Origin of the sequence: Marinomonas algae (assembly GCF_047525555.1) — a bacterium.
GTDB lineage: Bacteria > Pseudomonadota > Gammaproteobacteria > Pseudomonadales > Marinomonadaceae > Marinomonas.
In genome coordinates this window covers 216,084-241,200 of sequence record NZ_JBLIXK010000002.1, presented here as the reverse complement: position 1 = coordinate 241,200, position 25,117 = coordinate 216,084, and the positions used below count along the sequence as shown (strand labels likewise).

The window sequence follows — 25,117 nt, the reverse complement described above, 5'->3', positions numbered from 1 at the left end:
AAGGTTCGTTTTCAGTGTATCTTACTTCCCAGAGTGGAAAATAGACGCCATATCATCTTCTGTTTCATTGGCAATCAGTGGCCATCCACCGAGTTGCTTCCAGCGGTTAACCATTTCACAAAATAATTCAGCTGTTTTCTCTGTATCGTATTTAGCTGAGTGTGCTTCGGAGTTGCTAAATGGAATCGAGGCAACTTCACAGGCTTTTGCTAAGACGGTTTGTCCAAATACTAAGCCTGCCAAGCTGGCTGTGTCAAAGCTAGAAAATGGATGAAAAGGGTTGCGCTTTATTTCTGCACGCTCAATGGCGGCATTTAAAAAGCCGTGGTCAAAAGCAGCGTTATGACCTACTAAAATGGCGCGTTTACAACCTGAGGATTTGAGCTCTTTACGAACTTTAGAAAACATTTGTGATAATGCTTCTTGCTCGGTAATGTCTTCTCTTCCAGGTGCAAAAGGGTCAATGCCCGTAAAGTCTAAGGCTGACTTTTCTAAGTTGGCACCTTCAAAAGGCTTAATAATATACTCTAAGGTTTCATGGATATAAAAATCGCCATTTTCATCCATTCTTAGGATACTGGCAGCCATTTCTAATAAAGCATCAGTTTTTTGATTAAAGCCTGCGGTTTCTACGTCGATAACAATAGGTAGATAACCTCGGAATCGATCTTTAATTTCGTGGTTTGACAAAAGAAGGTCCTTAATTCTGCCGCTTGATGAACAATGACGGTATATAATAGGATCGAATCATAACACATTTGATAATGCTTGAACGAGACGTCTCAATGGGAATTACCCAACAACTTCTAATTCGTACTGTATTTACGCTAACAGCTTGTTTGCCGTTTGGGCAAGTGAGCGCATTAACACATTATCAATCTGGCATTACGGATTCTGAGTGGCTGTTATCAGGCGATATATTTTCTTGTAGCTTAACGCATCCCGTTCCTCATTATGGCGAAGGGCACTTTATAAAAGAAGCCGGAGAGCCAATGAAATTTATTCTGCAGCCGCAAAATGAGAAGTTAGGTCCAGGCCAAGTGTACATTATCTCTCAAGCGCCGAGTTGGTCACCTGGCGTGAAGCCTGAAACCTTAGAAATTCTACCTTATCCAGGTTATGGCCTAACGGTTGAAGTGGGTGGCAAAGTAGCAGAAAGAATGCTGACCAGTTTGGAACGAGGTCGTCATCCTGTTGTGGCTGGCACCGCATGGGAAAATAACCGAGAAACCGTTGAAGTGGGTTTGTCGAACATCAACTTTGCTCCAGCTTACAATGAATTTCGTCGTTGTTTGTCTGGTTTGCTGCCTGTTAACTATGACCAAATCGCAAGAACAGCGGCATTGTTTCCGGTTAATGGCGTAGATCTAACGGAACGAATAAAAGCTCGTTTAGATTTAGTCGCTTTGTATGTGTCTTCTGATCCTAGTGTGGAATACATCTATATTGATGGTCATACGGATTTAATTGGTTCTCGCCGAGATAACCGTGAGTTATCTAAATTAAGAGCGGAAAAAGTAACAGCTTATTTGCTCGACAAAGGCGTTCCAGCGGCAAAAATAGTCTCTCGTTATCATGGTGAACGTTACCCATCTGCTTCGAATAATACGGCTCAAGGCAGAGAGCGAAATCGACGAGTAACGATTCGTTTGGAAAAATCTGAAAGTAACTGATTCCGTTATATCAATGAATAATCAAAAGGCCTTGTTTGTCTCAATTTTATGAGGGAAACAGGGCTTTTTACTTGCTAAGCAAGAACCGAAATCTTACACTTACAGCCCATTTTATAAATCATTTGCGCCGCCATGTATTGGTTTTAAAACATTGGTGTCGGAGCGCAAGCCCGTTGAGGAGAATAGAAATAATGTCTGACGTGAAGAAGGTAGTGCTTGCCTATTCTGGCGGCCTGGATACTTCCGTAATCGTGAAGTGGCTTCAAGAAGAGTATAACTGTGAAGTGGTTACCTTTACCGCTGATTTGGGTCAGGGTGAAGAAGTTGAACCAGCTCGCGCTAAAGCTCAAGCGTTGGGTATTAAGGAAATCTACATCGAAGATTTGCGTGAAGAGTTTGTCCGCGATTTCGTTTTCCCAATGTTCCGTGCTAACACAATTTACGAAGGCGAGTACTTATTAGGTACTTCCATCGCACGTCCATTGATTGCGAAACGCTTGATCGAAATTGCCAACGAAACCGGTGCTGATGCCATTTCTCACGGCGCGACTGGTAAAGGTAACGACCAAGTGCGTTTCGAACTTGGTGCTTACGCTTTGAAACCAGGCGTTAAAGTGATTGCGCCTTGGCGTGAATGGGATCTGACTTCTCGTGAAACTCTAATGGCTTACTGTGAAGAGCATAAAATTCCGGTTGATTTCTCGACTAAGAAGAAGAAATCGCCTTACTCCATGGACGCTAACTTATTGCACATCTCTTATGAAGGTGACCAGTTAGAAGACCCTTGGACAGAAGCAGAAGAAGACATGTGGCGTTGGTCTGTGTCTCCTGAAGATGCGCCAAACGAAGCCACTTACATTGAAATCGGTTACGAAAATGGTGACCCAGTTTCTTTGAATGGTGAAGCTTTATCGCCAGCGACCATGCTAGAAACATTGAACAAAATCGGTGGCGCAAACGGCATTGGCCGTGTAGACATCGTAGAAAACCGTTTTGTTGGTATGAAAGCTCGCGGTTGTTACGAAACACCTGGTGGCACTATCATGATGAAAGCGCACCGTGCCATGGAGTCTATTACGCTAGACCGTGAAGCGATGCACCTAAAAGATGAAATGATGCCTCGTTACGCAAAAATCATTTACAACGGCTTCTGGTGGTCAGAAGAGCGTCGTATGATGCAAGCATTGATCGACGCATCACAAAAATACGTGAACGGTACTGTTCGCCTTAAATTGTACAAAGGCAACGTTAGCGTTGTTGGCCGTCAGTCGCCAAACAGCTTGTTTGATAGCTCTATTGCGACGTTTGAAGACGATGCGGGTGCATACGATCAGAAAGATGCAGCAGGCTTCATTAAGCTAAACGCATTGCGTATGCGTATTGCTGCTCAAAAAGGCCGTGGCTTTTTAGACGGCGATAAATAAGCTAGTAGGCTTCTTTATTAAAACGCTCCATTCTTCAGGATGGGGCGTTTTTTTATTGGTGTTGTTTCATTGGTTTTTGAAGATAAATAAATATTTGTTCAATCGGTCAGAAATTTATACAATCGAAGCAAGATGTTAATTCTTGCGCTATGTTGATGACATGCTATTTAGCACAGTAAACGATAGGTTCACTCTTAAGTAAGCCCTGAGGAAAATATGACAATTTATAACTTTGGGTCTATTAATTTAGATCACCTTTACCAACTGGACCATTTTGTGCGCCCAGGTGAAACCATGGCGTCAGACAGTTACCAGTGTCTGTTGGGTGGAAAGGGAGCGAACCAATCCGTCGCATTGGCGAAAGCCGGCGCAGAGGTGAAACACGTTGGTGCTATTCACTCTGTTGACCGATTAATTTTGAGGCAATTGCAAGAATACGGTGTGAATGTTGAGTTGGTTGAGTCTATTGATACGCCAACGGGCCACGCGATTATTCAGTTAACCAAAGAAGCTGAAAACTCGATTATTTTGTACCAAGGTGCGAATCATTGTTTTGAAAAAGCGAATATTGACCGTATTTTAGATCAAGCTTCGCAAGACGATTGGGTGCTATTGCAGAACGAGACCAACCTTGTTGATTACATTATTCAGCAGGCGCACAGTAAAGGCTTAAAAGTCGCTTTCAATCCAGCGCCAATGGACGCCGAATTAACCAAAGCCGCCCTACCTTATGTAACTTTATTGATTGTAAACGAAGTAGAAGCCATGGATTTAGCTGGCGTAGATTCAATCGACGCCGCGACGAAAGCGTTGCCAGAACAATACCCAGAATTAGCCGTTCTGATGACGTTAGGCAGTGATGGTGTGCGCTATTTTGATCGTGGTGAAAACCTATACGTTCCGGCGTTTAAAGTGGACGCGCAGGATACAACAGCGGCGGGCGATACCTTTATTGGTTTTACAATGTCAGCCATTTTATCTGGTGCTGATACAGAAAAAGCCATGCAAAGAGGTTGTGCGGCTTCAGCCCTGTGTGTGACTCGAATTGGCGCCATGGTCGCTATCCCAGATTCCAGTGAAGTAGATGCCTTTCTTTCTACTCATAACTAATACAGACTCAAACGACTCAGTCGTTTATGACAGACAATGATTAAGGACTTTTAAAATGGCTCGTAAAATTATTATTGATACAGATCCGGGCATCGATGATGCAATGGCAATCTTTTTTGCCTTCCAAGCACCGCAACTTGAAGTATTAGGTTTAACAACGACGTTCGGAAATGTGCCAGTAAATTTGGCGACACAAAATGCCATTACACTGACAGAAATTGCAAAAGTAGATGTACCTGTTGCGCAAGGTGTATCCGTTCCTAGTGTGATCGATCCTCGTCCACATCCAGACTTTGTACATGGAAAAGACGGCTTTGGTAATATTGATTGGCCAGCACCAAAAGGCAAAGCAGTTGATAAAAGTGCCGCGCAATTTATTGTCGATACTGTACGTAAATACCCGGGTGAAGTGACTATTATTGCGTTAGGACCTTTGGGTAACTTGGCAGAAGCATTAGAACTTGACCCAGAAGTGGCAAGTCTAGTTGACGAAGTCGTATTAATGGGTGGTACAGCGATTGAATACGGTAATGTTTCACCTGTCGCTGAAGCGAACATTATGAATGACCCACATGCGGCTGATAAAGTTTTCACAGCAGCTTGGCAGGTTACTATGATTGGCCTAGATGTTACTCATCAGGTTCTATTAGACAACCCAATTCTAGAACGTATTCGAGAAGCAAATCCAACCGAAGGTGGTTTCTTATACGACTGTGCACAGCATTATATTAACTTCTACAGCAGCCGTTTTGATATGGATGGCTGCTACTTCCATGATGCATCAACGATTGCTTATGTGATTGACCCAAGCATCTTTGGTGTTGAATTAGGCGCGGTTCGTGTTGCTTGCGAAGGTATTGGTATCGGCCAAACCATTTTTGCACCAGAAGGCATGGATTTCCCAACACCACATTGGAATGATATTCCTATGACGCAAGTGTGTATGGAAGTGGACAGTGAGCGATTGCTGAAACTGTTCGAGACAACCTTGTCTTAAACCATTAGAATTGCGTTATCAAAAGGCATGGAACCCTGGTTTCATGCCTTTTTTATTGAAGCCTTTGCACGACATTGTGTTTTGTAATTATGAATGAAGAGGCTGCTTAGCAGTCATTCAAAAAAGAGTGATATGAATGAAATTATTAGTAAGAAACCTTGCCCGAAACACGACGGAAGATGAATTAAAAAGCCTATTCGCTGTGCATGGTACTTTGCAATCTTGCAACTTGGTAATGGATAAAGAGACAGGCGAGTCAAAAGGTTTTGCTTTCGTTGAAATGCCAAAAGTCGGCGAAGCAAAAGCCGCTATTAAAACGCTAAATGGTAAAGAAGTAGATGGCGCTAAGATCCGTGTGAAAAAAGCGGAAGATGCCTCTGCAGCGAAAAGCGATACCGAAGAATAAAGCGAAGTTTATAGAAATAAAGGGCTATTCATATAGCCCTTTTTCATTTCTTTCGCCGGTCGTTTTATCGTTAGCTTTTTCTAAGAGTGTGCATCAGCAAACTCTTTAATAAAGCTCACATCCTTGTCTGAAATCGTGTGAAATGCCAATTTAATATAGTGCTTGTCGTGCTCATTAAATATGTCAGCCAGTGGATCACACAATATTTTAATTTTTGCCACCTTTCCTTCATGAATAGCGTTTAACTCCAACTTCACCATTTTAGAACCTTGTAACCCATTTGGTGCTTCTATCTCTATTTTCTTTGTCGAAATATGAGTGCAATGAATTGGCATGACAATGCCATTCGTTAAATAGAGAGAGCCAGTCCAGAAGCAACGAACGTAAGGAGAGTGAGTTATCGACACTGATTATTTATCCTTTCCTAGATGAAGATCCAACACCGTGTGGCGTATTCCTGAGGATTATTATAGAGCAAAAAATATTGAGTGTAATGAAGTTAAATCCAATTTAAATAAAGGAAATGAAGGTGCTTTGAATTGATATAAGGCTTTGTTATAGATAGGGAAAGTGCTCTTATTTAAAAGTAAGCCCATGGATAAATGGGCTTACTTTTTTAGTCTGAATGTCTAACCTAACTTTTGAATGGAATCTCCAAGAGCATTCATCATGCTGTCTATTTCTGATTGCTCCGTTGTGAAAGGCGGTGCTAATTGAATCGTGTCAGCACCATAGCGAACGTAATAACCTTTGTCCCACATGTCCATGGCAATTTGGAAAGGGCGTTTACCAGGCTCATTATCCACTGGCGCAATGGTAATGCCTGCTGCGAAGCCATAGTTACGAATGTCGGTGATAATAGGGCTTGTGTCCTTTAGTTGATGAACGCTGTCTTCCCAAAATCCACTCATGTTTTTTACACGTTCTATTAGCCCCTGTTTTTTGATTTCCTCTAAAGACGCGAGACCTGCAGCGCAAGCAATTGGATGAGCGGCATAAGTGTAGCCGTGAGGGATTTCGAGCATGTAATCTGGGCCGCCAGTGTCCATGAAGGTGTCGTAAATTTCTTGTTTAAAGGCAACAGCTCCCATTGGAATAACGCCATTTGTTACCTGTTTCGCCATGGTGATAACATCTGGCGTGACACCAAATGCTTCAGAGCCTGTTTTCGCCCCCATTCGCCCAAAAGCTGTGATGACTTCATCGAATATCAACAGGATATTGTGTTGGTCACAGATTTCTCGTAAGCGCTTTAAATAACCTTGTGGCGGGATAATAACACCGCCAGAACCGGACATAGGCTCAACAATGACTGCTGCAATGTTGGAAGCGTCATGCAGAGTAATAAGGTTCAGCAAATCTTCAGCACGCTCTTTGCCAAACTCAGACATGCCTTTTGTGAATTCTGTACCTGGAACTTGAGTGTGAGGCAGGTGATAAGATTCTAATCCTTGGCCGTATAAAGTACGGTTTGCTGGAATACCACCCACACTGAAGCCTGAAATGCCGGCACCGTGATAGCCCTTTGCACGGCCGATGAACTTGGTTTTCGTGCCCATGCCTTTCTTGCGCCAATAAGCTCGAGCGACTTTTAAAGCAGTATCGACAGATTCAGAGCCAGACCCTGTGAAGAAGATACGGTTCAGACCGTCCGGCATAAATTGTGTGATTTGCTCCGCCAACAGAAATGACTTCTCATGGCCGAATTGAAATGCAGGAGAGTAATCCAATGTTTTTACTTGCTCGGCAACCGCTTCATTGATGGCAGGAACACTGTGGCCTAAGCCGCAAGTCCAAAGACCGGACAAGCCATCAAAAATCTTTCGACCTTCAATGTCTGTGTAGTAATGACCGGCCGCAGACGAAATAATACGCGGGTCTTTTTTGAACTGACGGTTGCCTGTGTAAGACATCCAATGGGCATCAAGCTGAGCTTGAGTTAAGCGGGATTTAGCAATATGGCTCATAAGGACATTCTCTAAAAGTAAGGTCTCAGAAATAAAATCGATAAATAGAGAATGCCGAGCTAGAAAGGTTTATTAAATTCGAGCTTATTTAATTTTAGATTAGGATTAAGTTAACTAAGTGGGCGTTATTTAACCTAGAAGTAAAGAGATATTCTGAGGAGAATAGATAAAGAACTAGGTTGATGTCTTCTCTTTGAACTCGCAAAGATCTTCAATAATGCAGGCGTCACATTTGGGTTTACGCGCTACACAAATGTAACGACCGTGCAAAATCATCCAGTGATGCGCATCTAAAAGAAACTCTTTAGGGACGAATTTCAGCAGCTTCATTTCTACTTCTAAGACGTTTTTACCTGGAGCAACTTTGGTGCGATTACCAAAGCGAAAGATGTGAGTATCCACCGCCATAGCTACTTGTCGAAACGCGGTATTCAATACCACATTAGCGGTTTTACGGCCAACACCAGGTAAGGCCTCTAGCTCTTCACGGGTTTCAGGAACAACACTGTTATGCTTTTCAATGAGAATTTTGCAGGTTTTGATGGCGTTTTCTGCTTTGGCATTAAAAAGCCCGATGGTTTTAATGTAGCTTTTTAAACCATCTACGCCTAATGCGAGCATTTTTTCTGGGGTATTTGCGACAGGAAAAAGTTTTCTGGTCGCTTTATTAACACTTACGTCTGTGGCTTGGGCAGAAAACAAGACGGCAATTAAAAGCTCAAAAGGCGAGCTGTATTCTAGCTCGGTCACAGGATTTGGATTTTCTGCTCGTAAGCGGGAAAAAATCTCGTAGCGCTTTTCTTTATTCACCTGAAATTGCCTTTCGTTCTGTTCAGATTTTAGCTAACTTGCCCAGTCACACGAACACGTTTGGATTCACTTGGGCCGTCTTTGGCTTTTTGTGCGGCAAGGCGTTGCTTTTCGCGCTCATCAAGGTAATTCTTAAAGGCGATAAGCAAGCCTAAACCAATGAAGGCACCTGGCGGTAAAACCACAAATAAAACATTTGGGTAATCATCAAAAACCACCCATTTCCAGTTGATGGCGATATCACCAAATAGCAATTGCATGTCAGCGAATAACGTACCTTGTCCGATCAGCTCACGCATTGCGCCAAGTGCAACAAGAATCACTCCGAAACCTAATCCCATCATTAAACCATCTAATGCTGACGGTATAATTGGGTTGCGGCTTGCAAAGGCGTCCGCGCGGCCAAGAATTGCACAGTTTGTCACGATCAAAGGGATGAAAATCCCCAGAATCTGATACAGCTCATAAGTGTAAGCCTGCATGATCAATTCGATGCAGGTTGTGAAAGAAGCAATAATCATCACAAAGGCAGGTAAGCGAACTGCATCGGCAACGTAGTTTCGAATCAAAGAAACCGCAACGTTAGAGCCAACCAATACCACTAAAGTCGCCAATCCTAAGCCTAAAGCGTTAACCACTGTGCTGGTTACAGCAAGCATTGGACACAATCCCAATAGCTGCACTAAGGCTGGGTTATTTTTCCAGATGCCGTTGTAAACGATTTCAGCGTAGTTTGTGCTTGGTTTGCTGTTATCAACCGCGTCACTTGTGTCTGTTTCAGCGCTCATTTTTTTATCCTAACGCGCTAACAGCGCATCTTTATGTTGTTCAAAATATACGAGAGTATTCTTCACGGCACGAACGACAGCGCGAGGAGTGATTGTCGCACCTGTAAATTGATCGAAGTCACCGCCATCTTTTTTCACTGCCCAACCTTCAATTGTTGGATTGGACAAGGAAGTGTTTGCAAAGCTTAAGATCCAATTGGATTTTTTTAAATCAACCTTGTCACCTAAACCTGGTGTTTCTTTATGACTAATCACGCGGCTGCCAGTTACTACGCCGTTTTTATCGATGGCAACGAGCAAATCCAAATTGCCGTTGTAACCACTTGGAGCAATGGTTTCAAAGATGATTCCAGTGACATCGCCATCTTTACGGGCGATATGGATTTTGATCCCTTCTGGGCTGCCGAGTAATGGATCTGAAGGTAAGGTCGCAACGTCTGTTGTTAAGTCGTTATCGTATAATTCAGCAGGCAAAATTTCGTTGAAGGCTGAGATTTGCGCATTCAATATATTGTCTTTAATGGTGCCTTTAGTGAACTGATGAGTCAGAGCAATAAGTCCAGCAGTTAACACCGCAAAGATGCCCAGGCCAAGACTATTACGACGGATAGAGGCTAATAATTCCATTAGTTATCTTCTCCTATCTTCAAGCCTTTTTTGGCCTTTTTGTGACCATAAGTACGAGGTTGAGTGTAGTAGTCAATCAGCGGCGCAGAGAAGTTCATTAGCAGTACCGCAAAGGCCACACCATCTGGGTAACCGCCCCAAGTACGGATAATGTAAATTAAGATGCCAATGCCAGCGCCATAAATCAATTTACCACGATTACTGGTGCAAGAAGAGACAGGGTCTGTGGCGATAAAAAAGGCACCAAACATAGCAGCACCTGTTGTCAGGTGAAACAGTGGTGTTGCTGTGTTGCTCATGTCAAACAAGTGGAAGATGCCAGCCATGACAAGCAAAGCACCTAAAACGGCAACAGGCGTGTGCCAAGTAATAATGCGCAACCAAAGCAAGCCAAGTCCGCCAACTAGGTAAGCCATATTGACCCACAACCAGCTATTAAGGTTAGCGCTCTGCAGCGCTTCAATGGTTTGGAATGCTGTTGCGCTATCAAGCAAATCTTTATTCTTGAAGCCATCTAACGGCGTCGCCATTGTGTAACCATCTACATTGGGTAAGTGATGGAAAATAGCTTGTAAGCTTTGTAAGAAAGACAGGCTTTCACCAGATGCGACAATGGATTGAACGCCCAGCCATTGGCTCATCGGTACAGGAAACGACACAAGTACGATGGCATAACCCACCATCGCTGGATTAAAAGGATTGTTGCCCAAGCCGCCATAAAGCTGTTTCGCAAAAATAATCGCGAAGCCGACAGCGGTTACTGTTACCCACCAAGGCACAGTTGGCGGCAAAGCGACACCCAGTAAAACTGCAGTGAGTAGGGCGCTGTAATCTTTTAGAAAGAAAGCAACAGAACGGCGACGGATCGACAAAATAGCCGCTTCACAAGCTAATGCGGCGATACTCGCAATCATTAGGTTGATTAACGTTCCCCAACCGAATAGCCAAGTTTGTACTGCGATACCAGGAATGGTCGCTAAGATCACCATCTGCATAACCCAAGAAGTGCGATGTCCTGCACGTTGAGTGTGGGGTGATGAAATCCTCAATAATGCCATTTAGAGACTCTCTTGCGAATGAGTAAGTTTTGCTAATAAAGCTTCCGCGTCTTGTTGCTTTTGACGTGTGGCCGCGATTTCTTGCTGAATACTGTCAGCGGCTTCTGGCTCATTGTCTAGACGCTTAGTTAGCTTATTGATTTGTGCTTTTGCTAATGCAGCCGCAATTTTTTGCTGTTTTATTTGACCAGCCAAATCAGCAGGGCTTTGGGCTATTTTGGGCTCTGGAGATTTCTCAGCGTTTTTCTCTGTCGACAAGTTATCATCGTTCGATTCCAGTGCAGTAAGCTTTTCTTGTGCTTCCGCTAGCTTTTTCGGCCATTCCGATGCGTCTATTTCAGTGTCGTCTTTACCTTGTTCTTTCAAGAGAGCGATGTTCTTTTCAGCTTTCTTGATGCTCGCTTTGGCGATGGCTAAGTCGATCTTGCGTTTCTTGTCGGCATCCGCGTTTGTAGGTGCCGCGACTTCTGCTTTCGCTTCCACAGCTGGCGCTGGTGCAGATTCATTCTCAAGCGCTGCTAGTTTTTCTTGTGCTTCCGCTAGCTTCTTCGGCCATTCCGATGCGTCTATTTCAGCGTCGTCTTTGCCTTGTTCTTTCAAGAGCGCGATATTCTTTTCGGCTTTCTTGATACCCGCTTTGGCAATGGCTAAGTCGATCTTGCGTTTCTTCTCTGCATCCGCATTTGCAGGTGCGGTGACTTCTGCTTTCGCTTCCACAACTGCCGCTGGTGCAGATTCGTTCTCAAGCGCTGCCAGTTTTTCTTGTGCTTCCGCTAGCTTCTTCGGCCATTCTGATGCGTCTATTTCTGCGTCATCTTTGCCTTGCTCTTTCAAGAGAGCGATGTTCTTTTCGGCTTTCTTGATACCTGCTTTGGCGATGGCTAAATCAATCTTACGTTTCTTTTCTACGTCAGCATTTGGGCTGCTTGGCGCTGGTGCAGAGTTAGTGTTGGTCGCTTGTGGATTTGCTAACGCTTTTTCTAATTCATCTGCTCTTTGTTGAGCTTCTTTCAGCTGTTGACGAATCGCATCCACTTCTGGCGCCTGAATTTCTTCCGCTTTCTTCAGTGCCTTTTCGACTTTCTTGACTGCGGCTTTGGCGATAGCGGCATCGATTTTTAACTTTTTCAGCTCGTCATTGATGGCTGCTTTTGGTGCGGCCGCAGGAGAAGGTGATGCTGCTGAGTCAGTGCTTAGTTTTTCAACTGTCGCTTGTGCGGTTTTTAGATCCGCTTCCAAGCCAGCTGCTTTCTCTTTTAGCTCTTGGTCATCAGGCGTTTCTTCTAATTGCTTATTCAGCTTTTTCAGCTTTACACCAATGAGAGCAACATCTACTTTTGCCTTTTTCAACTCATCACTAACAGCTGGTTTTGCCTCGGCTTTCGCTGGAGCAGCCGCAGGTGTCAGTTTGCTCAGCTGATCTTCTAATGACGCAAGCTGTGTTTCTTGCTCTGTCACCTTCAGTTGTAGTGACTTGATGTCTTCTAGGTGCTCATTTTCTTGAGCTTCAAGCAGTAGCTTCTGAGCTTTCTTCAGTTTTGTTTTGCCAATAGCAATGTCTACTTTTAACTTTTTAGCTTCGTCACTGATGCCTGGTGTTGCAGAAGGCGCACTTGGAGCAGCCTTAGGCGCAGCGGTTTTCACCGCAGGTTTCGCTGACGATGCTTTTTGACGAGCAAGGCGCTTCGCTTCTTTTTCAGCGGCTTCAGCTTCTTGGCGAGCTTTACGAGCTTCAAAGCGCTGTTTCGCTAAATCAGATTTCACATTGGCTTCGCGGGCTTCTCGAATGGCACTTTTCGTGTGGCGGTAGTACTGAACCAAAGGAATGCTACTTGGACAAACGTAAGAACAAGCGCCACATTCGATGCAATCAAACAGATTGTAGTGTTCGGCTTTTTCATGCTCTTGGCTTTTGCTGAACCAAAGCAATTGCTGTGGTAACAAGCTCGCTGGGCAAGCCTGTTCACACATACCACAACGAATACAAGCTTGTTCTGGCGCTGGTGGCGGCAGTTCTTCTTTTGTCGCAGCCAAAATACAGTTGCTGGTTTTCACGATAGGAACAGCAGCAGAGTCCAGCGTGTAACCCATCATTGGGCCACCCATCACAAGTCTGTGAAGGTTATTTGGTTGGGATTCTGCGTACTCTAATAAATGAGTCACAGGTGTTCCCAATAACACTTCAACGTTCTGAGGTGCTTTTAGCGCGTCACCTGTTAGTGTGGTGAATCGTGAAATCAAGGGTTGGCCGTGGAAAATAGCGTCGTGAACCGCGACACATGTACCGACATTTTGACATAAAACACCAATATCAGCAGGGTATTGTCCACTTGGAACTTCTTGGCCTGTTAATAGTTGGATAAGCTGTTTTTCGCCGCCAGAAGGGTATTTTGTTGGCACAACAGCTACTTGGATGCTGCTGTTTTGTTCACTCAATAAAGCATTAAGTGCAGCAATGGCGGTTGGCTTGTTGTCTTCAATACCGATAATAACTTGTTCTGCGTTCACAATATGCTGCAAAACTTCGATGCCAGAAATAAGCTCTTGAGTCTTTTCTCTGATCAGCATGTCATCGGCTGTGATGTAAGGTTCGCACTCTGCCGCATTAATGATGAAATACTTTAGCGCGTTTTTATGTGCACCTTGTAGCTTCACTTGGGTTGGGAAACCAGCGCCGCCCATCCCTACAATGCCCATATTGGCTAGGTATTCAAGGATTTCTGTCGCAGGTTTTGCTTGCCAATCTTCCAATGGCGTGCGTTCTATCCATTGATCTTTATGATCTGGAAAAATCACCATGCACAGATCGCTTAAGCCAGAAGGGTGAGCGATTGCACGTTCTTCAATGTCCGCAATGGTGCCAGAAGTTGGCGCGTGTAGATGGCTGCTTAAAAAACCATTATTAACGGCAATCGTCTGGCCTTTTAAAACATAATCCCCAACCGCCACAACAGGACGTGATGCCTGACCAATATGCTGACCTAAAGGTAAAATCAGCTCATTTGGTAGGCTTGGACGACCCAAAGGAAGTTGCAAAGATTGCACTTTGTTTTCGGCTGGGTGAATGCCGCCGTGAAACGAAAAAATGTTTGCAGATGTTGTGCTTGCTGTCGCCATTAGTGAACAACCTCCGACTGACGGTCAGTTGCAATAATGCTCAATGAGCTTGCTGCAATACCCTGAGGTTTATCCCAAGACCATGTTTTTGCTGTCACGCCAACTTCTACCATATCAATACAATCTACTGGACAAGGTTCAACACAAAGGTCACAACCCGTACATTCGTCCGAAATGACGGTGTGCATTTGCTTTGCTGCGCCCAAAATAGCGTCTACTGGGCAAGCTTGAATACATTTAGTACAGCCAATACATTCGTCTTCACGAATCACGGCGACTTTGGTTGCTGTTTCTTCTCCGTGGTCGCCGTCCAAAGGAATGGCTTCTACGTCTAAAAGATCCGCCAAGGCTTGAATCGTGGCTTGTCCACCAGGAGGGCAATGGTTAATGGCTTCACCATTGGCAATGGCTTCGGCATAAGGGCGGCAACCAGGATGGCCACATTGACCACATTGGGTTTGTGGCAAAAGCGCATCGATCTGATCAACAATTGGGTCGCCTTCCACATGGAAGCGGACGTTGGCATAACCTAGAATTGCACCGAAAATAAGCGATAAAAGAACCAACACACCAATGGCAAGTAAAACAGTTAACATGATGGCTCCTAAATCTGTACAAGGGCGGTGAAGCCCATGAAAGCAAGCGCCATAAGTCCTGCCGTGATCATGCCGATCGCAGAGCCTTTAAAAGCAACAGGTACATCAGCCACGTTGATACGTTCGCGCATGGCAGAGAATAGAATCAAGACAAAAGAGAAGCCGACCGCTGCCCCGAAACCATAAAGAATGGATTCGACGAAGCCGTTTTGTTTGCTGATGTTTTGCAATGCCACACCCAATACTGCGCAGTTTGTTGTAATAAGAGGCAAGAAGATCCCCAAAACGCGATAAAGCAAAGGACTGGTTTTTCGCACCACCATTTCAGTGAACTGAACCACAACGGCAATCACCAAAATAAAGGAGATGGTTTGCAAGTATTCAAGGCCAAATGGCTGGAGAATATAAGTGAAAGTGAGATAGCTACATAGGCTCGACAGAGTCAATACAAAGGTTGTGGCCATTGCCATGCCAATAGAGGTCTCCAGTTTGCCAGACACGCCCATAAAAGGGCAAAGTCCTAAAAACTGTACTAAGACAAAATTGTTAACCAGTATGGTACTGACTAGTATCAAGAGATATTCAGTCATCTCACGTCCAAAAAAATATATGGTGAATTGAATAGTATAGATACGAGTTTATAGATGTATCTTTAATGGCGTAACTATACCAATCTGCTTATAACTAACAAAGCTAAAAGTGCTGCATTTTTAGTCTGATTAAGTATATAGATAATAAGCTAGACTTATATAAATAGAGTTTATATTGAATTGAAAATTCTATTGCTTAGCTTATTAAGAACTCTTCTTATTTAGAGTGTTAATTTCCAATAAGCCAAGCAATAGAGAGCAGATCAGCGCTGATCTTACATGACACGCTGGCCAGGCTTGGCACCGCTGTGAGGCTCAAGCAGGTAAATTTCTTCACCACCAGGGCCTGCTGCTAATACCATGCCTTCAGACAAACCAAACTTCATTTTACGAGGCGCTAGGTTAGCAACCATCACGGTTAATTTGCCTTCTAAATCTTCTGGCTTATAAGCTGACTTAATACCAGAAAATACAGTGCGTGTTTCACCACCAATATCCAAAGTCAGTTTTAATAGCTTATTGGCTTTTTCAACGTGCTCTGCTTTTGCAATCAATGCAATACGAAGATCTACTTTCGCGAAATCATCAAAATTGATTTCTGCTTCAATAGGTTCTTTGCTGAGTTCTGTTTCTACTTGGCTCGCCTGAGCGGTTGCTTGTGCAGCGGCTTCCGCTTCAACTTTGCCTTCTTCGATCATGGCGTCGATTTGTTTTTGATCGATGCGACCGATAAGAGGCTTGAAGGTGTTTACCTTGTTGCCAAACAAAAGCTCGCTTCGGTTGTCCCATGTAAGTTCTTTGTTCAAGAAGGCTTCTGCATCGGCAACCAAGCTTGGCATTACTGGTTTTAAGTAAGTTGCCAAAATACTAAATAGGTTTAAGGCAACAGTACAAACTTCTTGAACCTTAGGTAAAGTCGATTCATCTTTCGCTAATACCCATGGCGCTTGTTCAGCAATATAGGTATTGGCAATATCTGCAAGACGCATAATTTCACGAACTGCTTTACCGTATTCACGGCTTTCAAAGTGCTCAGCAATCAGGTCGCCCGCATCAATGAAAGATTGAATCATGGCTTCTTCGCTTACTTGCGCTGCTAATTGTCCGTCAAACTTTTTCGTGATGAAGCTGGCTGTGCGGCTAGCGATGTTAACAACTTTACCTACTACGTCTGAATTCACTCGTTGGATGAAGTCTTCTAAATTTAAATCGATGTCATCCACGCTTGAGTTTAATTTTGCTGCAAAGTAGTAGCGTAAGTATTGTGGATCAAGGTGGTTCAAATAAGTGCGAGCCTTAATGAAAGTGCCGCGAGATTTGGACATTTTCTTGCCATCAACGGTCACAAATCCATGGGCATTCACCTTAGTTGGTGTACGGTAACCAGCGCAATCTAACATCGCAGGCCAGAATAAAGCATGGAAGTTAATGATGTCTTTACCGATGAAGTGGTACAGCTCAGCATCAGAATCTTTCGCCCAGTAATCGTCGAAGTTTAGGCCTTCTGTACGGTCACATAAGTTTTGGAAGCTGGCCATATAGCCGATAGGAGCATCCAGCCAAACGTAGAAGTATTTGCCTGGCGCATCTGGGATTTCAAAACCAAAGTAAGGAGCATCACGGCTGATGTCCCATTCTTGTAGGCCAGAATCTAACCACTCTGAAAGTTTGTTGGCGACTTGATCTTGCAAGGTGCCACTGCGTGTCCATTTCGCTAAGAAGTCTTGGAAGTCTGGCAGTTTGAAAAAGTAATGTTCTGATTCTTTTTCAATTGGTGTAGCGCCAGAATACACAGAGCGTGGGTTGATCATTTCCATCGGGCTATAAGTGGCAGAACACACTTCACAGTTATCGCCGTATTGATCTTCTGCTTTACACTTAGGGCAAGTTCCTTTTACGAAACGATCGGCAAGGAACATTTCTTTTTCAGGGTCGTAAGCTTGCTTAATGGAACGAACAGAAATCTTACCGTTTTCTCTCAAGGCTTTATAAATGCTTGAAGATATCTCACGGTTTTCTTCCGAGTGTGTGGAGTGGTAGTTATCGTAACCAATTAAGAAGTCGTTAAAATCCGCCATGTGTTCTTGGCGAACACCGTCGATTAGCTCTTCTGGCGTGATGCCGTTTTGGTCAGCTTTGATCATGATGGCGGTACCATGAGCATCATCGGCACAAACAGCTGTACACATGTGACCGCGCATTTTTTGAAAGCGTACCCAAATATCCGTTTGGATGTGTTCAATCATATGGCCAAGGTGGATAGGGCCATTTGCATAAGGAAGCGCGCTGGTAACTAATATTTTGCGTTGCGTTTGTGCCATTTTTGATAAGCCTGCTGGATTAAAAAAGGTCGATTATTCTATCGGTAATTAAACTAAGATAATGGTTCAATAAATAGCCAAAAATACGGATAGCATTTAGAAGGCGTAATTATAAGTCTCAGCCTCTCGTGTGCAAGGGCTAGACTTGCTTTTCCGCAATTTGCCCCCACATTTGCCACATGATTTTAATTTACTTTTGCAAAGAGTGCTGAGAACGAAGTTGGAATGAAGGCAAGGAAAAGTGTTGTACTTCTTATTCTTGTCCGTTTTACAAGTTTTCTTCTCACCACTAGGAGCGCTAAATGACAACAAACACGCAACAAACAGAATTGCTCGCCAAGCTAGAAAGCCTGATTGATGAAAACAGCGGTCAGCCCTATGGCGCAGTTTGGGAAGTCACTGGTGATGAAAGTCGCCTGCATATCGTATTAAATTTGGGTTATCCAGCAGAGACGGAACAGGCTTCATTGGAAGCGCGTATTAAAACGGCATTGGGCGATAGCCGAGAGATCATTTTAGAAATAACGCACGAGATAAAAAGTCAGCCGACTCAAGGTAACATCCCAGGCTTAAAAGGTGTGAAAAATATTATTGCAGTTGCTTCTGGTAAAGGCGGTGTTGGTAAATCTACAACCACAGTGAACCTTGCATTAGCGATGGCGAAAGAGGGCGCGCGCGTTGGTATTTTAGATGCGGATATTTACGGCCCAAGCCAAGGCATGATGATGGGTTTTGCTGATGGTACTCGACCAGAAGTACGTGAAGAAAAGTTCTTCATTCCACCAACCGCTTATGGCGTGCAAGTGATGTCGATGGCGTTTTTGACGACCAAAGATACACCCGTTGCGTGGCGTGGCCCAATGGTAACAGGTGCGCTAATGCAGATTTTGACGCAAACGGATTGGAATGATCTTGATTACTTGTTCATCGACATGCCACCGGGAACGGGCGATATTCAACTTACCTTGGCGCAAAAAGTGCCAGTAGCTGGCTCTGTGATTGTGACGACGCCACAAGATATCGCCTTGTTAGACGCTCGCCGCGGCATTGAGATGTTTAATAAAGTGAAGATTCCTGTGTTGGGCGTGGTTGAAAATATGTCCACACACATCTGTTCTAATTGCGGTCATCATGAAGCTATCTTTGGTGACGAAGGTGGCGCGAGCCTTGCCAAAGAATACGATGTTAACGTATTGGGCAAGTTGCCATTGAGTTTAGCGATTCGCCAACAAGGTGACGCAGGAAAGCCGATTGTTGCTGATGCGCCAGAAAGTGATGCGGCAGGCATTTATCAGTCGATTGCACGCAAGCTTGGTGCTACCCTTACGTCCCAACAAGGTGCTTCAGATAATCAGCAATTTGTCATGCCAACCATTGGCATGAGCGATGATTAAAGAAAGACAATGATTTAACTGCCTATTAAGGAAAAGCAATGCGTTTGTGTGACCGAGATATCATAAAAGCCTTAGATGAGGGTTCTATCGTCATTGATCCTCGTCCTGATAACAGTGTTATCAGCGGAGTGTCTGTGGATCTTAGATTGGGGAATTCGTTTCGAGTTTTTCAAGGTCACCCAGCGCCGTACCTTGACCTTAGTAGCTCAAAAGCGGATTTAAGCAAAGTGATTGAATCCGTTATGAGCGATGAAATTTTGGTGGAAGACGGCAAACCTTTCTTTATCCACCCTGGTGAATTGGTTTTGGGTGTGACGAAAGAATCCGTCACTGTGCCAGATAATCTGGTTGGTTGGTTAGATGGTCGTTCGTCTTTGGCGCGTCTTGGTTTAATGGTTCACGTAACGGCTCATCGAATCGACCCAGGTTGGAGCGGTGGCATTGTTTTGGAATTCCTCAACGGTGGCAAACTGCCTATCGCTTTAAGTCCAGGAATGACTATCGGCGCAATCAACTTTGAAACCATGTCTGGCTCAGCAGATCGCCCTTACAACAAACGTGACAACGCGAAATACAAAAACCAAACCTCTGCAGTTGGCAGCCGGATTTCGGGCGATAAGTCTTAGGTTTATATTATTTATTTGGTTGCAGGAAAGAGGCTTAGGCCTCTTTTTTTGTGTCTAGTGTTTTTCCTTGTTCTTCAAGGGGGGGGAACTATAAGGAGTTATTTTTCACTATTACGTAGGTCGAGATTTATCTCGACAAAGATGTGTAAAATGTATGCTTAGTACCCAAAAAAATTATCCAAACAGGATTTAGTCATGAAAATCGTTACATGGAATTGTAATGGCGCTTTACGAAATAAGACCATCGAAATCGACTCTCTCAATGCAGATATATTAGTTGTGCAAGAATGTGAAGATCCTGCTAGGTCTACAGCTCAATACTTGGAGTGGGCGGGTGACTATTTATGGGTAGGAGCATCAAAGAATAAGGGGATCGGCATATTCCCTAAAAACGGTAACACAATAAAAGCATTAGATTGGAATGGGGAGTTTCAATTAAAAGGTTTATCTTCAAAAAGTCCCTCGCTTTACTGGAAAACATCTGATTTGAACTTGTTTCTCCCATTTACTATTAATGATGATGTCACAGTTTTAGCTGTTTGGACAAAAGGCTCAGGTGATCAAGCATTTGGCTATATGGGGCAGTTTTGGAAATATCTTCAAATACATAGAACGGATTTAATGAATAAAAAGACGATGATACTGGGTGATTTTAATAGCAATGCTGTTTGGGATAAGCCGGATCGTTGGTGGAGTCATAGTGACGTTGTTTCTGAGTTGAATGAAATGGAGATATTTAGCTTATATCATAAACAGTTCGCTGAGGAGCAGGGGCAGGAAACTCAACCGACCTTTTATTTGCATAGAAAAGAAGAAAGGCCATACCACATAGATTATGCATTTCTTTCTAATGATATACTGAGTCAATCTAAACTAATGGTTGGAAAAAGAAATGATTGGATTGGTGTGAGTGATCATCTTCCTCTCAGTGTTGAGTTTTCTATTTAATATAGGGCAATAAATGCATTGGGTTAGGTACAACCAATCCTAAATTCAAGAGTTATAATCCCTTTAACACGTTAAGCACAAGTACTATATTGTACAAATAGGTTTTCAGGAGAATGGGTATGACTGATCGATCGAATGCGCTTTTGAAACAGGCATTAAAGCTCAGCTCGCGCGAAAAAGTTCAATTTATCGAAGGCTTGCTTGCTAGTTTGGATAACCCAGATGCAAGTATTGATAATATTTGGGCTGAAGAGTCAGATGCAAGAATTGAAGCATTTGAAAAAGGGCAGGTTTCTGCTAAATCTGTGGAGACAGTATTAGGAAAATACACTCGTCCATGAATGTTAGATTTCTTAAACCTGCAGAGCTCGAATTAGACGATGCGTTTGAATATTACCAATCTTTATTGGGTGGTTTAGGTTACGAATTTGTCGATGAAATTGAGCGTTCAATTGAACGTATTAAAAAATTCCCTACGTCATATCAAGAAATTGGTAAATATTCTCGTCGATGCCTTGTTCACCGTTTTCCTTACGGTTTAATTTATCAGGTCAGAAGAAACGAAATTCTTATAGTGGCTGTTTCCCATTTACATCAAAAGCCAGAATCTTGGAAATCCAGAGAAGAGTAGTTAAAGGCTTTTGACTCATCATAAGCCACTAAGTTTTTGATACCACCTTCAATTACCACTATCTAACCGTTATCATCCATCCTCACTCCAACAACTACAGTATTCTTCTTTATGCGTCTGTTAAAATCGACCGTTCATCCAAGCCTTAACTCCCTCGATCAGTCTTCTTTTTTGCGTCTTGCTGCACGAGGGATTGTGTTAAAAGGCGAGGAAATTTTAATGCTTTATACACAACGTTATGATGATTACACCTTGCCGGGCGGTGGCATAGATGAAGGTGAGAATCAGATTGAAGGGTTAATTCGTGAATTGGCAGAAGAAACGGGCGCGCAGAATATTCGTAATGTGAAAGCCTTTGGTATGTATGAGGAATTTCGCCCTTGGTACAAGGAAGATTTCGACATTGTTCAGATGAAGTCTTACTGTTATACCTGTGATATTGATGACGAATTAGGCGAGACGAATCTTGAAGATTATGAAGTAAAAAATGGCATGAAAGCCGTATGGATTAATGTTCATGATGCGATTGAACATAATCTGAATACGATCAAAAACAGCGACAAGAAAGGTATGTCCATTGAGCGGGAAACCTTTTTGTTATCCTTGGTGAGAGATGAATTGCTGGTGGCTTCTTAATCGCTTTTCTTTCGGAAGCTGTGGCAAACAATGTAGATAAAGGGGGAGCTATGTTGAATCACTTAAAACGTGCAGTCGTTCTGTGCTGTCTGTTCCTCTGTTTACCGCTGAGCGCGCAATTCATCACTTTTACTGAAAAGCAGTATCAAAGTGGTGGTTATATTATTGTTCAGGCTGCGCCGCGTTCTTCTGTTGAGTTTCTTGGGAAGTCTTATCTGTTAGATTCAAAAGGTTATCTTGCCATTGGGTTAGGTCGTGATGTGTCTGGGAAGCATCGCATTACCATTGCATCACCTTCTGGCGAAGTGAAACGCAGTACGCTCAACATTGCGTCACGACAATATAAAGTGCAACGCGTAAATGGGGTTCCGCCTTCTCGTGTGACGCCGCCAGATGATGTGGCAAAGCGTATTGCGGCGGAAGCGGCTCAGGTTCGAGAAGCTCGTGCCAATGTGGGCGATTATGATTTTTGGCGAACCGATACATTTCAATGGCCAATTGAAGGTCGTGTTACTGGCGTTTATGGCAGTGAGCGATTTTATAACGGCATTGCATCGGGCAGCCCCCATTGGGGAATTGATCTCGCAGCACCTAAAGGCGAGCCTGTTTATGCGCCAGCGGGCGGCAAGATAGTCTTGGCCGAAGATGATTTATATTACAGTGGCGGGACGATCATTCTGGATCATGGTGCGGGCGTCAGCAGTACTTTTTTGCATCTGTCGAGTGTGGATGTGAAAGTGGGGCAGTGGGTGAAAAAGGGTGACCCCATTGCCGCTGTTGGCTCCACTGGTCGCTCTACAGGGCCACATCTTGATTGGCGTATGAATGTTCGCGATGTGCGAATTGATGCGGCTTTGTGGGTCAAGGAATGATCTTGACCTATTGTTCCAGATTCGGTTAAATCACCATCTGCATTATCAGGATGATGCCTCCCTCAGTTTCTCTGTCGGGAATGTTCAGCAAGGAATCTGATGACTATCAATACAGTCAAAAAACAACAGTGAATGCTCGCTGTATTTTTGTATTGATACAAAGAGATACTTGCGAATATTGTCGGCAAACATAGCCTTAAAAAAGATTCATGTTTTCAGCTATTTATAGTGAATAAATGTGGCTTTTTATTGCTTGTCTTCCCCCAAACGGCCAGTTTTTCTCTTCTTTTTATTACGCTTTACTAACTTAGTGACACCAATTTAGGAATAAAAAAATGAGTTTTACACAAGATTTAGCGTGGAATGCGCGCCATATGTTACGTACAGCCAATGTTGTTTCACAGCTGCAAAACTGTGAAGGTAAGAAGTTGGCGGTGAGTACCCATTTAGACATCAAGATGGTGTCGTTTTACGAAGGTTATTTGAAGCAAGGTGGCGAGCTTTTTTTAACCACTTGCAACCCAACCACAGTGCGAGATGAAGTGGTTGAGTATTTGGTGTCTCTGGGCGCAGAAGCCAGTGCGTGGAAAAACATGAGTGAGTCTGATTGGCAGGCATCGTTGCAAAAAGCCTTGGATTGGAAACCAACCCATTTGTGTGAATTTGGCGCTCAGTTGGGTGGTTTGTATCATGGATCGTCACAATTTTCTGGTGTGACAGCCAGCTTAGAAGGTACAGGTTCTGGCGTGTCTGTGTTGGATAAGATGCCATTAAAGCATCCGGTATTTAATTGGGATGATTTGGATGCCAAAGAAGGTTTGCATAATCGCCACATGGTGGGATTGAGTGCTTGGCAAGCTTTTATGGAGCGCACGCATTTGTCATTGCATGAGAAGAAAGTTGTGATTATCGGTTATGGCTTGGTTGGACAAGGTTGTGCTGCGTCTGCGAAGTCATTTGGTGGGCAAGTCATTGTGGCAGAAAACGATCCTTCTCGTCTTTTACAAGCGGCTTACGACGGCTGGCATACGGCGTCTTTGAATGATGTGATTGCACAAGCCGATGTGGTTGTGACGGCCACAGGCGTGGCTGGTGTGTTGAGTGAAAGCATGCTGAGCCAGTTGAAGGCTGGCGCGTTTGTGATGAGTGTAGGGCATGTAAGCCACGAGATTCGCCTTGATGCTATGACAGACTATCAAGTAGAAGAAGTCATGCCGGAAATTTACGAATATCGTCAAGGCGAGCATTATTTTTATGCGTTATCGAATGGCGCTATGTTTAATCTGACCGCGGGTTATGGTGACAGCTTAAACGCATTTGATGTGTCTTTGGCGCTGATGGCCGCTGGCGTAAAACACATGTTTGAGCAAAGCGATCAATTTGAAAATGGCATGCACATCTTGCCAGATCAAGCTTGGAAACCTTTCCTATAAAGTGAGTTTTATTATGGCGCTTTCTTTTTTCTGAGACGGGAAAAGAAGGCGTTTTTATTGATCGCTTACTGATGAATGGATTTTTGCTTTTCTCTTAGGGTTCTATTTTTTATTACTGGTTAATACGTTAATGAAGGTTTCAACCGCTGGTGTCATGATTTGTAGAGGGTTGAATACTAGGTAATAACTCGCACCTGTCAGCACATCGTGATCCATTGTTTTTTGCAGTCGATTCATGCGGATATCTTCTTGCACCAGACTTAAGTCTGCAATGGTCACTCCTAACCCTTGAATGGCCGCGCTGATAGCGAGGTCCATGGTTTCAAAGTGTTGGTTTTTCATCATGGTGATGCCATCTTGCTTGTTTTCATCTATCCACAATTGCCAATCTTTTTTATCTTCAGTTGGGTGAAGAAAAGTGCAGTTGTTAATATCAAAATGTTTGCTGGTTTCCATTAAGCTTGGAGCGATCACAGGACAAAGTCGCTCATCAAATAGCTTTATTGTTAATGCATTTGTTTTGGCGGCTTTGTCTACAAAGCTTTTTGGGTTTTCTGTGTAGATGATGGCGGCATCAAAGTTTTCCTTTCCAAAATCCACTTCGTGTTCTGTGCAGACGGTTAAAATAACATTCGATTCAGGGTGGTTATTTTGAAGTTTGACGAGATGCGGAATCAACCAACGTGTCGAACAGGTTGTCGCTTTTAATTTTATTTCCCCGTTGGATTCCATCGCCAGTTTTGTCGTGTCTAAGATCTGCTGGTAAGCGGCTTTAATGTTCGGCAGGATTTCAGTGCCTTTTGCTGTCAGGCTCAGGCCTCTCGCATGGCGAAGAAAAACCTTGAATCCAAGGTATGATTCCAATGACGCAATTTGGCGACTGACAGCGCCTTGCGTGACAAATAACTCATTTGCAGCATGGGTGAGGTTGAGGTGTTTTGCCGTGATAATAAAAGTATATAAGGCATTAAAAGGAGGAGTTCCATGTGCCATAAAGTTGATCTCATTATTTAGCTATGTGTTTTTCTCATGGCTATTATGACAAAACTTAGTTAGTTGTCACCAATAATATCTTATTTAATAGAAGTATAAA

The 25,117-nt window shown here is 43.6% G+C and carries 25 protein-coding genes; 13 read left to right on the top strand and 12 right to left on the bottom strand.

Annotation, left to right across the window (positions count from 1 at the left end; genetic code table 11):
- Positions 1–21: 21 nt before the first annotated feature.
- Complete coding sequence (rnt, locus tag ACMUMQ_RS05435; RefSeq protein WP_414680993.1) at positions 22–690, bottom strand: ribonuclease T; 669 nt, start codon at positions 688–690, stop codon at positions 22–24.
- Positions 691–785: 95 nt separating this feature from the next.
- On the opposite strand from rnt, the gene ACMUMQ_RS05430 reads away from it, so the two are divergent.
- The 5 genes from ACMUMQ_RS05430 (at position 786) to ACMUMQ_RS05410 (ending at position 5,610) form a co-directional block, all read left to right on the top strand.
- Positions 786–1,673, top strand: coding sequence for a flagellar protein MotY (locus ACMUMQ_RS05430; protein WP_414680992.1), 888 nt, complete (start codon positions 786–788; stop codon positions 1,671–1,673).
- A gap of 191 nt (positions 1,674–1,864) precedes the next feature.
- The gene (locus tag ACMUMQ_RS05425) at positions 1,865–3,097 is read left to right on the top strand and encodes an argininosuccinate synthase (RefSeq protein WP_414680991.1); all 1,233 of its coding nucleotides are present in this window, start codon (positions 1,865–1,867) and stop codon (positions 3,095–3,097) included.
- Between the two features lie 216 nt (positions 3,098–3,313).
- Entirely contained in the window at positions 3,314–4,207 is an 894-nt protein-coding gene (locus ACMUMQ_RS05420) for a ribokinase (RefSeq protein ID WP_414680990.1), read from the top strand.
- Between the two features lie 55 nt (positions 4,208–4,262).
- Complete coding sequence (locus ACMUMQ_RS05415) at positions 4,263–5,204, top strand: nucleoside hydrolase (protein ID WP_414680989.1); 942 nt, start codon at positions 4,263–4,265, stop codon at positions 5,202–5,204.
- 136 nt (positions 5,205–5,340) lie between these two features.
- Positions 5,341–5,610: an RNA recognition motif domain-containing protein gene (locus ACMUMQ_RS05410; protein ID WP_414680988.1), complete on the top strand. Its 270-nt coding sequence runs from the start codon at positions 5,341–5,343 to the stop codon at positions 5,608–5,610.
- A gap of 80 nt (positions 5,611–5,690) precedes the next feature.
- Here the strand turns inward: ACMUMQ_RS05410 and ACMUMQ_RS05405 are convergent, their stop codons facing one another.
- From ACMUMQ_RS05405 to metG, 10 genes are all read right to left on the bottom strand, one after another.
- Complete coding sequence (locus ACMUMQ_RS05405; RefSeq protein WP_414680987.1) at positions 5,691–6,017, bottom strand: hypothetical protein; 327 nt, start codon at positions 6,015–6,017, stop codon at positions 5,691–5,693.
- Positions 6,018–6,239: 222 nt separating this feature from the next.
- On the bottom strand, positions 6,240–7,577 hold the full coding sequence (gene aptA, locus ACMUMQ_RS05400) for an omega-aminotransferase AptA (protein ID WP_414680986.1): 1,338 nt from the start codon (positions 7,575–7,577) through the stop codon (positions 6,240–6,242).
- A gap of 174 nt (positions 7,578–7,751) precedes the next feature.
- On the bottom strand, positions 7,752–8,387 hold the full coding sequence (gene nth / locus ACMUMQ_RS05395) for an endonuclease III (protein WP_414680985.1): 636 nt from the start codon (positions 8,385–8,387) through the stop codon (positions 7,752–7,754).
- Between the two features lie 29 nt (positions 8,388–8,416).
- Positions 8,417–9,175, bottom strand: coding sequence for an electron transport complex subunit E (rsxE, locus tag ACMUMQ_RS05390; protein ID WP_414680984.1), 759 nt, complete (start codon positions 9,173–9,175; stop codon positions 8,417–8,419).
- A 9-nt stretch (positions 9,176–9,184) separates the two neighbouring features.
- Positions 9,185–9,802 carry an electron transport complex subunit RsxG gene (gene rsxG / locus ACMUMQ_RS05385; protein WP_414680983.1) on the bottom strand — a complete coding sequence of 206 codons (618 nt, stop codon included), beginning with the start codon at positions 9,800–9,802 and terminating at the stop codon, positions 9,185–9,187.
- Complete coding sequence (gene rsxD, locus ACMUMQ_RS05380; RefSeq protein ID WP_414680982.1) at positions 9,802–10,860, bottom strand: electron transport complex subunit RsxD; 1,059 nt, start codon at positions 10,858–10,860, stop codon at positions 9,802–9,804. Before rsxD ends, rsxG begins: the two co-directional genes overlap by 1 nt.
- Positions 10,861–13,977, bottom strand: coding sequence for an electron transport complex subunit RsxC (gene rsxC, locus ACMUMQ_RS05375; protein ID WP_414680981.1), 3,117 nt, complete (start codon positions 13,975–13,977; stop codon positions 10,861–10,863).
- Positions 13,977–14,573: an electron transport complex subunit RsxB gene (rsxB, locus tag ACMUMQ_RS05370; RefSeq protein WP_414680980.1), complete on the bottom strand. Its 597-nt coding sequence runs from the start codon at positions 14,571–14,573 to the stop codon at positions 13,977–13,979. The genes rsxC and rsxB overlap by 1 nt, the downstream gene beginning before the upstream one ends.
- Before the next feature lie 8 nt (positions 14,574–14,581).
- Positions 14,582–15,163 (bottom strand): electron transport complex subunit RsxA, encoded by a 582-nt coding sequence (gene rsxA / locus ACMUMQ_RS05365; protein ID WP_414680979.1) that lies wholly within the window; start codon positions 15,161–15,163, stop codon positions 14,582–14,584.
- 275 nt (positions 15,164–15,438) lie between these two features.
- Positions 15,439–17,484 (bottom strand): methionine--tRNA ligase, encoded by a 2,046-nt coding sequence (gene metG / locus ACMUMQ_RS05360; protein ID WP_414680978.1) that lies wholly within the window; start codon positions 17,482–17,484, stop codon positions 15,439–15,441.
- 302 nt (positions 17,485–17,786) lie between these two features.
- Here metG and apbC point away from each other — a divergent pair, with 302 nt between their 5' ends.
- The 8 genes from apbC to ACMUMQ_RS05320 all read left to right on the top strand — a co-directional run bounded on the left by apbC (position 17,787) and on the right by ACMUMQ_RS05320 (position 24,024).
- Positions 17,787–18,878 carry an iron-sulfur cluster carrier protein ApbC gene (apbC, locus tag ACMUMQ_RS05355; protein ID WP_414680977.1) on the top strand — a complete coding sequence of 364 codons (1,092 nt, stop codon included), beginning with the start codon at positions 17,787–17,789 and terminating at the stop codon, positions 18,876–18,878.
- A gap of 38 nt (positions 18,879–18,916) precedes the next feature.
- Positions 18,917–19,504: a dCTP deaminase gene (dcd, locus tag ACMUMQ_RS05350; RefSeq protein WP_414680976.1), complete on the top strand. Its 588-nt coding sequence runs from the start codon at positions 18,917–18,919 to the stop codon at positions 19,502–19,504.
- A 195-nt stretch (positions 19,505–19,699) separates the two neighbouring features.
- On the top strand, positions 19,700–20,452 hold the full coding sequence (locus tag ACMUMQ_RS05345; RefSeq protein WP_414680975.1) for an endonuclease/exonuclease/phosphatase family protein: 753 nt from the start codon (positions 19,700–19,702) through the stop codon (positions 20,450–20,452).
- Positions 20,453–20,571: 119 nt separating this feature from the next.
- Positions 20,572–20,793, top strand: coding sequence for an addiction module protein (locus tag ACMUMQ_RS05340; RefSeq protein WP_317004680.1), 222 nt, complete (start codon positions 20,572–20,574; stop codon positions 20,791–20,793).
- Entirely contained in the window at positions 20,790–21,083 is a 294-nt protein-coding gene (locus ACMUMQ_RS05335; RefSeq protein WP_414680974.1) for a type II toxin-antitoxin system RelE/ParE family toxin, read from the top strand. Before ACMUMQ_RS05340 ends, ACMUMQ_RS05335 begins: the two co-directional genes overlap by 4 nt.
- Before the next feature lie 111 nt (positions 21,084–21,194).
- The gene (locus ACMUMQ_RS05330) at positions 21,195–21,719 is read left to right on the top strand and encodes an NUDIX hydrolase (RefSeq protein ID WP_414680973.1); all 525 of its coding nucleotides are present in this window, start codon (positions 21,195–21,197) and stop codon (positions 21,717–21,719) included.
- Positions 21,720–21,769: 50 nt separating this feature from the next.
- The gene (locus ACMUMQ_RS05325) at positions 21,770–22,591 is read left to right on the top strand and encodes a M23 family metallopeptidase (RefSeq protein ID WP_414680972.1); all 822 of its coding nucleotides are present in this window, start codon (positions 21,770–21,772) and stop codon (positions 22,589–22,591) included.
- A 335-nt stretch (positions 22,592–22,926) separates the two neighbouring features.
- Positions 22,927–24,024 carry an NAD(P)-dependent oxidoreductase gene (locus tag ACMUMQ_RS05320; protein ID WP_414680971.1) on the top strand — a complete coding sequence of 366 codons (1,098 nt, stop codon included), beginning with the start codon at positions 22,927–22,929 and terminating at the stop codon, positions 24,022–24,024.
- Between the two features lie 102 nt (positions 24,025–24,126).
- Here the strand turns inward: ACMUMQ_RS05320 and ACMUMQ_RS05315 are convergent, their stop codons facing one another.
- Entirely contained in the window at positions 24,127–25,017 is an 891-nt protein-coding gene (locus tag ACMUMQ_RS05315; protein ID WP_414680970.1) for a LysR substrate-binding domain-containing protein, read from the bottom strand.
- Positions 25,018–25,117: the final 100 nt, after the last annotated feature.